Source organism: Gilliamella sp. ESL0441 (genome assembly GCF_019469185.1).
Lineage (GTDB): Bacteria > Pseudomonadota > Gammaproteobacteria > Enterobacterales > Orbaceae > Gilliamella.
Genome location: NZ_CP048264.1, coordinates 1225862 through 1238983, shown reverse-complemented (window position 1 = coordinate 1238983; position 13122 = coordinate 1225862). Strand labels below are relative to the sequence as shown.

Here is a 13122-nt window from a genome sequence, read left to right as displayed (position 1 = left end):
GCGCTTATAGAAAAAGCTAACTGTTAGATTAAACTTATGTCATTAAGTCAATTTCTAGACCTATATAGAACTACTAAGGCATTTACTGACATTCAAAATTAGCAGGATTATTGGTATTACCCTCACCTTTGTAAACTGTTTTTTGTGGATATGCACATAATGGTCGTTGCAAAGTAAGATTACCATTCTCTATTTTTTTGGCTGTTAGGTTTTTTGGCGGTTGTTGTTTTTCGACCCAATTTACCAGTGATTCAAAACCATTGATCTGGTCTGCACCATCACCACCATTACAATGATCAACGCCAGGTGCCATATAAAGCTTAACAAATTCATCCGTGTGTTTCTGTCCCCCCATTAATTTTACAACGTGATTGTAATAATGAATCGTCCCTTTTGGTGGGATTAAACGATCATCCCAACCATGCCAAATAATCATTTTTCCACCAGATTTTTTAAACTGACTCAAATCTGGATTATCCGTACCCATAATAGGTCTGAATAAATCGACTGATTCATTAAAATAATCGACAAAGCTTTGGTAGTCCATGTTTTTCCAATCAAGATTTGGATTCTGTGCTATCCAATATTTTAGATAATCAACAGGGATTGGAAATGGTTCACTACCAGCAAGTGCCTCTTGCGGTGCGGTTTTTTCCACACCAAACCATAAGGATTCTCCAAGTTGATTCGTCGGACCTTGCCAAATTTTTCGTAATGCTATAATTTCAGCATCATTAAAACTATGTTCTTTTAAAAAGTTATCAAAAATTTCTAATGCTGTTGGATCATTGATTATACCGTCTTTAATTCCATCTTGTTCATCAGCTAATTGAATTATTGCCTTTCGTAACATTATAAGTTTATGAGTATCAATCGGATGCCCTAACTCCTTTTGCATAACAACTTGAGGCCACAATTCAGAAGGGATAAATTTGTCCCATTGAATTGCTGGTGCCACAATATAGATACCGTCATAATCAGCGGGAAATCTTTGCGCCTCCATTAATCCTTGTCGCCCTCCCGTTGAACAACCATTCCAATAAGAATAGTCAGCTGGTTTACCATAATACGCTTGAATAATGTGTTTAGTTTTAATTGTCATTTCATGAACACTACGATAAGCAAAATCCGCTATCGTATCGGCTTGTAACTGATTATTCTTGAATACAAAATCACCTTCAAACAGATTCCCACGATGTCCGGTATCTGTTCCCATTGCTGCGTACCCTCCTTGAACTGCAACAGCTAATTCGTCAAAAGGAATAAAACCAGCATATCCCCCTCCTCCAATCGCTTGTAAACGATGATTCCATTGAGTTGGCAACCAAACTTCAACGTTGATCTTAGGTTGAATCACCAATTCAATCCGACAAAGCTGAGGAAGTTGAGATATCTCTTTTGTATCCGCATTGCGCAATGAATCAGCTAAATTAGACGGCGGTGTAAAATGACCGGCAATAAGTTCTGTTTTGATAATTTTAGCATCATCAAATTTAAGGTTTACTAATGTTTGGCAACGTTCGTTATCATTGGCGTTTGCAAAATTGGAAGTACTAAAACAGCTTAATATCGTCAAAAATAATAGACAATGTTTCATTTTTACCTATCTCCCTATGAATTTAATCATTTTTTTAGATCTCTGGTCGCGAGTATCTTTATAAACGATAGTATCATTTTTACTACGCTATAGTTAGTTAGAAATTTGGTTAAATCTATTGCTGCTTTTTACCCATATTTTTTAAAAATTTTTGTTGGTAATAAAAGAGTTCTGATAAGGTAATATCCTGACAAGGGATACCGTGCTTTTTAGCTATTTGATGAATGATAATCGTTAACTCAAAATAGTGACGATGACAAAATCCTGGATAAAGATGGTGAGTTAAATGTAAATTTAAGCCACCAATCCAATACTCAAATAACGGATGCTTTAAACGCCAATTTAGCGAGGTATCAAACGTATGCCTAACTTGACTATGTTGCATTTTTCCGTCTTTGGGAATGGGATAAAATGTCGCTTTAGCCCAATGCGTACCAAGTAATAACATCACAAATATCATTGAAGAGAACATTTGGCTTAGCAAATATATAATCAACATTATCCCTAAGTTTAACCATTCACAGACTAAAATCGGCAAAATAATCGTGATAGTTAAATGTAACATTTTAGGGATAAAAAATAACAACCAACCAACTAGTCCATTATAAGCACCATTTTCAGTAAATTTATTTTTTTCAAATTTAATTCCCAGTCTATCTTGCCAATCAAAGAACCAAATAATTGTAGGAAAGGTCATTGCTGCAATAAAAGGCCAATAATACTGTTGATAACGCATATACCAATGACGGCGTTGATAAGGTGTTTGTCTAAGAAAACCATTATAGTCAATATCAAAGTCATAGTGTTCGATATTAGTATAAGGATGATGTTGAGCAACGTGTCTTACTTGCCAACAATCTGGATCAATACCTAGCGGTATGGTAATAATTCGATTTAGCCATCGATTTGCTTGAGGTGTTTTAAAAAAAACATTGTGTGAAGCATCATGAACAACATTAACCGCTAAAAGCATTGCCATAAAAATAAATAAAAAATAATAGATTACAAAGTACCATAAGGCGTGTTCACACAATAAACATGCAACATAAAACCCACAAGTTAAAAGGCTCAATAATATTAACTTAGCAAACATACCAACATCTGCATAACGATGATCATGATTATTGATTAAATAATTTGTTGCCGCATCCTGAATATCTTTAAGTAATGCTTGATCTTGCTGATCATCGAATTGTAATGAGGTTAATTTTCGCATACCATTATCTCTCGACAGCTTATAACTTTGCTACTAGTTATTTGTTTTTAAACCACATTATCAAAATAAAAATACTGTGCATCGCTATTAGCCACATACATATTAGCCAATAACAAGCGCCCCAATGTTGATGTAAAATAAAATAAAGTGGTAAAAACCAACTAACACATAACCAACAATAAATTCCCCAGTTTCTACCTTCTGATACTCCCCCTAATGCTATCGTACCGAGCACTAGAACTATAAATAATAAATATTGATCTAAATTTACATCATGATACCCATATCCATAGTCATAGATATAACAAATAGTCAAGGCAAACAGCAGTAGTCCTCCAGTGACTAAAGCTAGATTTGAAATACAATAACTTCGATTTTCTATCGGACGAAATTTAATGTTCAGCAATTTCATGAAAGGTAGATTATTCGCCCAAAAAGGATTTAAAGAAATTACTCCTGAACTGCCATAATGATTAATTTCATCTTTAGGGTGCGGTGCAAAACTGGCAAATAATTTATCCCAGAAAATAAATGAGCCAGAAAAATTATGATTTGAATAATACTCGTTTTTCAAATGATGTACTCGATGATGCTGAGGAGTGACAAAAATATATTCTAATATTCCTAATTTGGGTGTTAACGCATTATGATTAAAAAATTGAATGCTGTAATGAAACAATGAAACGGCAAAGAAAACAGGTGTTGGCACACCAATAATTGCTAATATAGCAAAAAAAGGAATTGAAGTTAATGAAGAATACCAAGAGTTACGAACCGCTAAAGATAAATTAAAATGCTCACCTTGATGATGAACAATATGCACAGCCCATAAAAAAGGAATTTTATGAATTAAGCGGTGTTCCCAATAAAAGCCTAAGTCCCAAGCTAAAATAGCAAAGATCCAAAGGAAATAATCAGGAATATTTATAAACAAATCAAAACTAAAGTGTGAAAAAACATATTGATAACAGATTAATTCTAAACCGCGAAACAACCATAATACCAAATGACCTGAATTTAAATTAAAAATAATATCTGTCCAATTTACAGTCTGTTTTTTGACAAATTGTAGTATCAAAGCTTCTGCTGTAACCATGATTAACATTATAATGATAGGTACGATTAATTCCATATTCTCAATTCCTTTTATAAATTCATTTCCTAATGTTTTTTCAACCAACAGTGGATCAACCATCCTAAAATGATGGCTAGCATGATACCGCCAACTAAATCCATAAATACATGACGGCGTAATTGGATAACTGAAAGACAAATCATTGTCCCCCAGATTATCATTACAATTGTGATTATAGGATGTTTTATATTTAATACCCCCCAAACAGCAATTGTTGTTAATGAAACGTGTAATGAAGGGAAACAGTTCTGATTGACATCAAATTCAATTAATTGCTGATATACTTTGCTGCTTAATGAAAAGGAAGTATCAACAGGCGGTACCATTATCACTGTAGGATAAATTATAAAACATAAACCTGTTATGAATGCAATTGCAATGAAACTAAAACACATCCAACGAACTTTTGTATAAGGCGCATAAAAAAAGCCAAATGGAATAATCACAAAAAAAGAGAGATATATCCATACAACGTGATAATTAAAAGGAATGAGTAAATCAATTTGACTATAGTTTATTAAAGTAGGCTTACCTTGTAAAAGAAGCGAGCCACAATAAACTAAACCAACACAAGTCCATCCACTTACTAAATATGCTAAACGTTTAAGTAGCTCACTCATATTAATGCCTTTGACGAAGTATTCGACGGCGCTTTAGCAAAAACTGGTTAAATTCATCGGGAAGTTTGTTAACAGCATTGATATTCCAACTTAAATGTTCAGTATTTGCTCCTTGCTGCTCAAAATGTTTCATTAGCTGGTTTTTTAACTTTTCTAAATACAGTGATTCACAGCATCCAATCAATTCGAAAACAGTTGATGAGCGTTGTATTAAGCGATAATCACAAGTTAAGGGTAAGGTGTTTGCAATAATACGACTGCAATAATCTGCGAAGATGGTGATAGGTTTTCCCTGCCCGTCATTTAAAATGATCTGATCATCTTGACGCCCTTCAATATGTGAAATTGCCATGCCTTGACGACCGCAAGAACAAGGTTCTTTTCGTTTTACTAACACATCATTTAAGCGATAGCGAATTATAGGCTGAGTTTGTCGAGTAAAATCAGTAATAATCGGAATAAAACGCTCTTCATCCAGCCATTCTTGTTCAACAAGTAAAAACTCTTCATTCAGATGTAATACACCATTAGGACAACTTGCCCCTAAAAATCCCTCTGTTGCCTGATACACTTCACCAATCCGTTCAAATGCTTTTTTCAAAACCTGCTTATCTTGAGGTTCCAATACTTCGGCAACTGAGATGACTTGATATGGATTTATCGGTAAATTTTTCGCTAGTTTTTCGTGTGCAATTGTTGTTAGTACTTGAGCCGGTGCGACAATAATAGTCGGTTTAAACTCTATAAGGGAAGACAACAATAATTGAAAATTTTCAAATAGACCAAAATATTTTAGCGTTAGCCAACGATTATTTACACTTTGATAAAGATTATTATCCGATCTTAAAAATAAAGCAACTCGCTCTTTAGCCATAAGTCCACGAGGTAACATTTTGGCAAGCATTCCCCCAGCCCAGATTGATTGCTCTTTAGGACTAACCACAAAGACTCCTCGTTGACCTGAAGTACCAGATGAAAGACCAACACTAAATTTCCCTACTTTTGGACTAAAATCCTTTGAAGATTCGCTCTCAATTGCGCAAGCTATCAACTGTTTACATTTGAGTTGAGCAGTATTCATATCATCAAAAAACGTCATCATGATTTGCTTATCCATCAAAGGCCATTGCTCTAAAGGAAGATCAATAAAACGTTTAAAGTACGAACTTTTAATTAATACTTTATTTTTGAATTTTTTCCATTGCTTTAATTGGTAAGCTTCCAACGCTTGACGAGTTTTAAATTTTAACCGCTTAGTTTTAAAATAAGACCATAACAGGTTAAATAAACTCATAAATATCCCTCATGGCTTAAATAAATGGTCACATTTGGATTAAGTGATAATTGGTTAAGTTTGGACAGCGTTTGATAATAGGCAATGGGATCATCCATAATAAAATTAGCTAATTGTGCCGGTCCTTTAAGTTGCTTATAATTGGCGGGTGTCCATGCTGCATCACTTGCTAATAGGAGCCAACCTTGATCCGTTTCAATAAATGCACCAATATGACCAATTGCATGACCTGGTAAATCAACTAGTATTATCTGTTTTTGACTATTGGGTACGATATATCCTTCTGTAAATGGAGCTAAATCCAACGGTAAATTACATTTTTCAAAGCTTTCGATAAACGTCAGTTTTTGCTCAAAATTATCAGGTATTAAATCTGGCACAAAGCCTTGCATTAAAGCAGAAAAACCTCGTAATGTTTTAATCTTTTGCCATCCTTTGTGTGAGCATATGAATGAACTAAACGAAAAATCTTTTAATCCAGCAATATGATCGCCATGAAAATGGGATAAAATAATATGCTCAATACTTGCTAAGTCGATACCGTTAGATAAGAATTGTTGTTTTAAAGATTCCCCTTCATTTAAATAAACAGGAGTAACTTTGCGGTAAAGCTTGAAAATACCTGATTGAGTATAACGTTCAAAATGGTCAGCATAACCAGTATCCCATAACCAACGATGGATGCCTATTTCGATTAGCCAAGCACGCGCTGGAAATTTACAAACATTAAATCCAGCCCCTTTTTGAGCCATACAAGCTAGATGGGTACAATAACCTGCTTCAAATGTCGTCACTTTAGCCATTCAAGTCATCCAAATTGTTGCGTAACCAATTAGCGGTTATTTCAAAGCCTTGATTTAGAGTATACATTGGTCTATAGCCAAGTCGATTTATTGCTTTTTGTTGGTTCAGCGTCATATCAAAATAAATGGTACCGACACTGTATCGAGTTAACAACGGTTCCTGACCAGTGAATTTAGAACTCAATTCTAATACAGTCGCAATACTATACAAAAAAGAATATGGTATTGATCGGATGTTATAGTCCATTTTAAGATTATCTTTGAATAACTTTTCAGTCATTTCATAAAGATAAGAAGGTTGCTGATTACTGATATTAAATACTTCACCGGATGACAAAGAATTATTAGTTGTTGCAAGAAATAAAGCATAGACAACATTCAGAACAAAAGTTAGGTCTATACATGCTCGTCCCCCATTGGGTAACGGTAAAACACCATTACGACTTTTTATTTGAGCTAAAACTCTAGGGAATACGACTCGGTCATGTGGTCCAAAAATGCCTCGAGGTCGTAAAATAAGATAAGTCGTATTAGGAAAATTAATTACATTTTGCTGAATATTTTGTTCGGCCAAATATTTTGTTGCAGCATAATGGTTTACAAATTTATTTGCCAAATAAGTTTCAGGAATATCGATATGTGATTGGAAATCAAAATAGATAGAAGGCGTTGATACGTGTATAAATCGTTTAATAGCCAGTTTTCCAGCCCAATAGGCTAATTTAGCTGTTACAGCCACATTTGCCTGATAAAACCATTTATATTTACCCCAAGGTGATGAAAGAGCGGCACAATGCCATATAATATCACAATCTTTCAATAAATTACGCAAATCATGTTCGTCGGCATCAACTAAGTCAAGTTCAGTAAAACGTGCTCCCAAGTCCATAAGTTCTTTTCCTACAAACTTATTCCGACCAGTAGCATGAACTTCAAAACCCTGTTTTAAAAGCCATTCAACAGCATTTCGGCCTAAACCACTCGTAGCTCCGGTAACAAGAAATCTCATGGTAATAAAATCATTCCACCTAAAGTTAATCCCGCTGCAGTACCTATAAGCATGACAGGTAAGTCAGCTTTAAATCGTTCAGTAATGATAGCTTCATGCAAAGCACTTGGTATTGATGCTGCCACTTGATTGCCTCTAAAACGATATATATTGATTATTGTTTCTTCTGAAAGATTTAATCGTTTTCGCATATGTTCTAAAGAAAGATGGCTTGCTTGATGAGGTATTACTGTCGCAATGTCATTTATTGACATATCTGCCAAAGCAAGTAAACGTTCAATGAAAGGTTCTACAATTGCAGATGCCATTTTAAACAATGGTTTACCTTGCATATGAAATAATAAATCATCATTTTCTAAACCAGTATGAAAGTTACAGCGTGTTCCTCCTGCTCTTATTTCACAATAATTTATACCGTCTGTATATGTTTCTAGAAGATAACTTATTATTCCACTTTGCCCATCACCTTTTTCCACAACGACACAAGCTGCCCCATCGCCAAAAATAAATGACGACTCTTCATCTTGCCAATCTAAGCCTCGTGATGCCAAATCAGCAGATACAATGACAATACGTCGATAAGTATTAGAATTCAATAAACTGGCTGCGATATTTAATGCAGCGAGAAAACTAACACAACTAACGTTTATATCTAAAGTGGCAATACCTTGTGGTAAACAGCTCGCTTGTAAAATATGAGATGCAGTATATGGAAGGGCTTGAACAGGTATAGCGCTTGCAGAAATGAGTAAATCGACCGAATCTGGAGAAATCTGGTGACAATTCAAAGCATTAGCAATAGCTTGTGCCGCCAAGTCTGATTGTTGAATTTGCAAATCCGCATGATATCGATACTCTATACCAGACCTTTTGTAACAATAACCAATTGACTTATTAAGTTTTTTATCAATTTGTTCTGATGTTACTTTCAGATTAGGCAAAGCTATCGCTGAAGCAATTATTTTTACAGGCAAAAATTCAAAATTCTTTTTCATAACTGATTATTACTTTTTAAATTAAATCATTTATTTTGTCACCTAAGACATCATAGTATCTAGAATGAACAATGTAAATAAGTTTCTTGAACGTAACTATATCAAAAATATATAATTGTTTTGTATAAACTTTTATTTGAATTCATTTAACAGAGGCTTATTTATTCGTTTATTAAAAAAGGATATGATCTCATAATATCCCATTGCCATTTATAAAATGAATTCATTTGCTTTTCAAATTTACTTGATACTTCTTCAAAATTAAGTTTATTATTTTCATCCTTCATATTTTTAAATTTGTACGTATAATCCATTGCATTATCAGTATAACCTTGATAAAAAGTATAATGTTTAGGTTGAATGAGAGCATTAGTTATCGGAAAATCAACATTGAACCAACTAAATGTACGTAACACTCCAGGTTTTGCTTCTTCAGTATCAAATATATGTTCTAAATATAATGCATGACCTACTTCATGAATAATTGTGTGATTTTTGTTTAATGCATTTTTAAAAAAAATAATATCCGCACGATTTGATGGCTTACTTGGGAAAACTTTATTTTCAAGAATAAGACTTTTATTTTTGTCAAAGCTTGTTACCCCATTAACTATACCAAAGTAAGGTTTTAATGTGGTTAAAAAAGTTGGAATAATATCTTCATGTTCATAAAAATTTGGCGTATTGTTTTTTTGTTCTGAATTATTAATTTTTGAAATCTCATCATCGTAAATATGGTTCAATTGGATTAAAAGTCCCCTTACAACTGAAAATCCTAACAACTTATCATAATCACCATTCATAAATTTTCGATCTTCAATTTGCTTAAAAAAACCGTCAACGTAGTCATCTTGTTGATTTTTTAACGCCAATAAATCAAGTTCCTGAACAATTATTTCAGGCTGTATTAGTGCTTGATTAAATGCATGACGTTTCAATAAATTGCTTAGTGATATGATTTGATCTATCGGTCGGATCTTATTGCCTTCGTCATCACGTTCTGTTATTACATCGATTATACCAATTTTCATTTTAGGTACATGGCTATTTTTATAAACCATAAGTTTACCAACTTCTACCTTGCATTGACCTAATTTAGCAAATACTTTTATCTCTTCATGTTCTTTTAGTAAACCGCCATGACAAAGGACATTTACGGCATTTTCAAGTTCATAATAATTGATCTTTGCACTACCAAACTCATTTAGATATCTCGTTCTACGCTTTGTTTTTAAAAATTCTGATATGGGAATTGTTTTCGGTTTTATTTTTAAAAAAGGATTATTTGATTCTAAAATAATTTCAGTTTCATCGTTATGAATCACATCAATTTCATCTAATTGCAAGTTTAAATCAACACCTTTACTATGCATATTAGAAGCAGCATTGGATTTTACTCCGCAAGCAAAAATGGATAGCCAAGCAGGATAGTAATCCTTTTTATAAGGTTTTATGGGATTTTTTACATCTTTCAAATATTCTTGACGAATTCGTAAAGGTTCAAGACATACGGGTAAGTATTTCCCCAAATTCACACCAAATCGGTTATAAACCATTTCAATCGGATAGATATATTCATCTCGTAACCAATCAAACCCATATTCACCATCATAGGGAACATTATTTTTTTGCTTAATGTTGTCAGGTCTTCTGAAATTAATGATAAATTTTTTTAAACAACTTGAAGACGGGGTTTCCACGGCTGAACTGGCTTTGGGGAAATCACAAATTAATTTTTTTCTTGGTTTTTTTAGCATTAAAAATCTTCCTTTATTTCACCAAAACTTTATAACATGCTAATTTTATATAAGCTTTTAGAAGGAAAATTTCTATTTGCGAAGACTATATTATCTGCGTTTACCTATTATGAAATTAATTCAAATATTTTCTATTTTAATCAGTTTGGCAAATCAACATTAATTTCAATTAAATTAACCGTATATGTAAATAATTTTACCTATTGATTTAAAATATAAAATATTATCATTTATTCAAAAATCATTACTAAACTACAAATTTTTTATTTCAATGGTAAAGCAAATTACCATCAAATCTATTATCCCTATATCTAATTCCAATCCCTGTTTGAATCTATATAACTTCTTTTTACTCATTCAAAAACCAATAAACATTAGCATACAAATATTTAATAAAATATAAATAGCTAAACATAAAATAATATTATTTTTTCAATAGTCAATGTTTTTGTTATCTAAATTAGATATATTTTTACTTTTAAGTTAAATTTACGCACGTATTTGTTAATACAATGTTTTAAATATAAAACAAATAAATATATTGCATTGTATTTTTATTTTTTATAGAACTTCATGAGAGATAACCGCATTTGATTCGAATGAACTTAATACGTTAACGATTAAAAGATGAACAGTGATAAAACTTAATTTAGCTAAGTAACAATTTCTATGTATGCTTAATGATAAAAACAGCCTCGTGTTGAGGCTAATTTATTATTTAATTGATTAATTTGATTTATAAAAAATACTCTATATTCTTTGGCTCAAACCTTAATATTATCTATAATAGCGGCATTTTTATTACCGGTTGCTTGATCAAAGGCCACGGCATAATATTCATGATTAGGTCTTATTCTTAAACTCACTTGACCATTTTCATCTGTGGTATAAGTCATCATGACTTCTCCCGTTTTTCTTAAACAAAGCTGAATTTCGTAATGCGATAAAAGGTTACCCTCTTCATCTTTTACCTGTGCGACAACATCTTTACGATTAACAAGCCAACTAATAATATCATTGACAATCTGTATTGCTTCTTCCGTTAAGGGGCGGCTAAAAGGAAAACCGATAAAAGCACAATCGCTACCAAAAACTTCACCATTGACATTTAAACTGCCTTGGCGGAATATGGCGGTATTAATATCATAAACCCCATTGACCATCTGATTCACTGATAAAATTTCGATTCCATACTCTATTTTTAAATCTTCTCTTATCATAAACGTGTCACCGCTATTGATAATTGCGCCTGTTTCGATTTTTTTATCACAGGTTAATACGTCGCTAACATTGATTATCCTATTTAAATTTCCACTTGAATAATACATAGGTTTTTTGGTCATTCCCAGTGACATAATACTGCCCGTACTATTTCTGGTTCCACCCGCTATAACTGGAATACCCTTTTTAGAGCAGTTTTTAATGCAAAATGATGTGGTATATTCTGTTCCATTTCGATAATCCATAATTAGATCGAATGTCGATAAATACTGTTCATTGTAATCTGTCGAGCTTGCTATACAAAAAGTAATGTCATGATATGGATTTAGTGCATCTATCATTGATTGTACTCTTATAAGTTCTTCACTGCATATAACAATTTTGGCCATTTTGACCTCCTGAAAAACGTAATTATAAAATTTAAAAGATTGATAAAAACAATTAACCATTCATTGAAAATCTATTATTAGCATGTACAAGTGATTTTTAGTTCTAAACGTCGTTTTAATATCGTGATAAAATGAATGGTTAAATTGAGAAGTTATAGTTGGTTAGATTAGAATTTCGGTTTTAAGTATTATTTAAAATTATTTAATAGGTTAATTTTATGGGACTTATATTGATTTGTTATTATTATGATTAATCAAACTTTGATATTATCTATAATTACTGCATTTTTCTTTCCATTATCTTTATCAAATGCAATGACATAGTAGCTTTGTCCAGAAAATACTTCAGCAGAAAATAAACCGTCTTCATTACTTGTTATTTCCGAAACTAATTCTCCTGTTTTCTGATCATATATTTTTACCTCTCTTGAGATTGGTTGATCTGTTTCATCCACCACTTTCCCCGATAGGGTTGTATAATTCTGAAAACAAAAATTGATAGCATTATCGAGCATTTTTATCGCATTTCTTGTTAAATATTCACGATCTAAGAATGACATAAAAATACAATTTGCGCCAAAAGTTCCCCCATATTTATCGACCGTTCCTTTTTTAAATTGTGCACAAATGATAAAATCATCACGGTCATGATACAAGGCGCACAGTGCTTCACCCCCAGGTGCCATTGAAGAAAGAGGAAAAGACGTACACCATGTTGGTTTCAAATAAGGGGCACAACCCAATTTAGGGATCTTTTGTGTTATTAAAGATATTTTTAATGGTCTTAAGTAATTCCAATCACGAACTTGATGTTCATTTTGATCAAACATACCTAAATCTTTACCTAAAGAAACTGACGATGAATTTCCTTCCGCTACAATTGCAGGAATACCATTATCCACACACTGTTTAATTACCTCTTTACGCGAATATTGGTTTGTTGATACGATTAAATCGTAGGTCATCAATTGATTATAAGTTATATTGTCATCTATCAGATAATCAACTTGGTGACCTAACCCTTCAAATACATTCTTGATGTCTTGTCGAGAGGTGCTATTAGATATAATTGCTATTTTTGCCATA

The 13122-nt window shown here is 32.7% G+C and carries 11 protein-coding genes; all 11 read right to left on the bottom strand.

What is annotated here, in order from left to right:
- Positions 1–82 precede the first annotated feature (82 nt).
- Positions 83–1597 carry a tannase/feruloyl esterase family alpha/beta hydrolase gene (locus GYM75_RS05500; protein ID WP_220217156.1) on the bottom strand — a complete coding sequence of 505 codons (1515 nt, stop codon included), beginning with the start codon at positions 1595–1597 and terminating at the stop codon, positions 83–85.
- A 115-nt stretch (positions 1598–1712) separates the two neighbouring features.
- The gene (locus tag GYM75_RS05495) at positions 1713–2813 is read right to left on the bottom strand and encodes an acyl-CoA desaturase (RefSeq protein ID WP_220217155.1); all 1101 of its coding nucleotides are present in this window, start codon (positions 2811–2813) and stop codon (positions 1713–1715) included.
- 37 nt (positions 2814–2850) lie between these two features.
- On the bottom strand, positions 2851–3945 hold the full coding sequence (locus GYM75_RS05490; RefSeq protein WP_220217154.1) for a sterol desaturase family protein: 1095 nt from the start codon (positions 3943–3945) through the stop codon (positions 2851–2853).
- Between the two features lie 29 nt (positions 3946–3974).
- Complete coding sequence (locus GYM75_RS05485; RefSeq protein WP_220217153.1) at positions 3975–4568, bottom strand: phosphatase PAP2 family protein; 594 nt, start codon at positions 4566–4568, stop codon at positions 3975–3977.
- 1 nt (position 4569) lies between these two features.
- Positions 4570–5862, bottom strand: a complete 1293-nt coding sequence (locus GYM75_RS05480; RefSeq protein WP_220217152.1) for a F390 synthetase-related protein — start codon at positions 5860–5862, stop codon at positions 4570–4572.
- Positions 5859–6665: an MBL fold metallo-hydrolase gene (locus GYM75_RS05475; protein ID WP_220217151.1), complete on the bottom strand. Its 807-nt coding sequence runs from the start codon at positions 6663–6665 to the stop codon at positions 5859–5861. Before GYM75_RS05475 ends, GYM75_RS05480 begins: the two co-directional genes overlap by 4 nt.
- On the bottom strand, positions 6658–7674 hold the full coding sequence (locus GYM75_RS05470) for an NAD(P)-dependent oxidoreductase (RefSeq protein ID WP_220217150.1): 1017 nt from the start codon (positions 7672–7674) through the stop codon (positions 6658–6660). Before GYM75_RS05470 ends, GYM75_RS05475 begins: the two co-directional genes overlap by 8 nt.
- Positions 7671–8669, bottom strand: coding sequence for a 3-oxoacyl-[acyl-carrier-protein] synthase III C-terminal domain-containing protein (locus GYM75_RS05465; protein ID WP_220217149.1), 999 nt, complete (start codon positions 8667–8669; stop codon positions 7671–7673). Before GYM75_RS05465 ends, GYM75_RS05470 begins: the two co-directional genes overlap by 4 nt.
- A 161-nt stretch (positions 8670–8830) precedes the next feature.
- On the bottom strand, positions 8831–10426 hold the full coding sequence (locus GYM75_RS05460) for a hypothetical protein (protein WP_220217148.1): 1596 nt from the start codon (positions 10424–10426) through the stop codon (positions 8831–8833).
- 764 nt (positions 10427–11190) lie between these two features.
- A complete protein-coding gene (locus tag GYM75_RS05455) occupies positions 11191–12036 on the bottom strand; it encodes a hypothetical protein (protein WP_220217147.1) in 846 nt (281 codons plus the stop codon).
- 254 nt (positions 12037–12290) lie between these two features.
- A complete protein-coding gene (locus GYM75_RS05450) occupies positions 12291–13121 on the bottom strand; it encodes a carboxypeptidase-like regulatory domain-containing protein (RefSeq protein ID WP_220217146.1) in 831 nt (276 codons plus the stop codon).
- Between the last annotated feature and the right edge of the window lies 1 nt (position 13122).

What these genes read in the sequence shown, in the direction of transcription:
- GYM75_RS05500 (WP_220217156.1), bottom strand. Translation starts at nt 1,597, where the DNA reads ATGAAACATTGTCTATTATTTTTGACGATATTAAGCTGTTTTAGTACT.
- GYM75_RS05495 (WP_220217155.1), bottom strand. Translation starts at nt 2,813, where the DNA reads ATGCGAAAATTAACCTCATTACAATTCGATGATCAGCAAGATCAAGCA.
- GYM75_RS05490 (WP_220217154.1), bottom strand. Translation starts at nt 3,945, where the DNA reads ATGGAATTAATCGTACCTATCATTATAATGTTAATCATGGTTACAGCA.
- GYM75_RS05485 (WP_220217153.1), bottom strand. Translation starts at nt 4,568, where the DNA reads ATGAGTGAGCTACTTAAACGTTTAGCATATTTAGTAAGTGGATGGACT.
- GYM75_RS05480 (WP_220217152.1), bottom strand. Translation starts at nt 5,862, where the DNA reads ATGAGTTTATTTAACCTGTTATGGTCTTATTTTAAAACTAAGCGGTTA.
- GYM75_RS05475 (WP_220217151.1), bottom strand. Translation starts at nt 6,665, where the DNA reads ATGGCTAAAGTGACGACATTTGAAGCAGGTTATTGTACCCATCTAGCT.
- GYM75_RS05470 (WP_220217150.1), bottom strand. Translation starts at nt 7,674, where the DNA reads ATGAGATTTCTTGTTACCGGAGCTACGAGTGGTTTAGGCCGAAATGCT.
- GYM75_RS05465 (WP_220217149.1), bottom strand. Translation starts at nt 8,669, where the DNA reads ATGAAAAAGAATTTTGAATTTTTGCCTGTAAAAATAATTGCTTCAGCG.
- GYM75_RS05460 (WP_220217148.1), bottom strand. Translation starts at nt 10,426, where the DNA reads ATGCTAAAAAAACCAAGAAAAAAATTAATTTGTGATTTCCCCAAAGCC.
- GYM75_RS05455 (WP_220217147.1), bottom strand. Translation starts at nt 12,036, where the DNA reads ATGGCCAAAATTGTTATATGCAGTGAAGAACTTATAAGAGTACAATCA.
- GYM75_RS05450 (WP_220217146.1), bottom strand. Translation starts at nt 13,121, where the DNA reads ATGGCAAAAATAGCAATTATATCTAATAGCACCTCTCGACAAGACATC.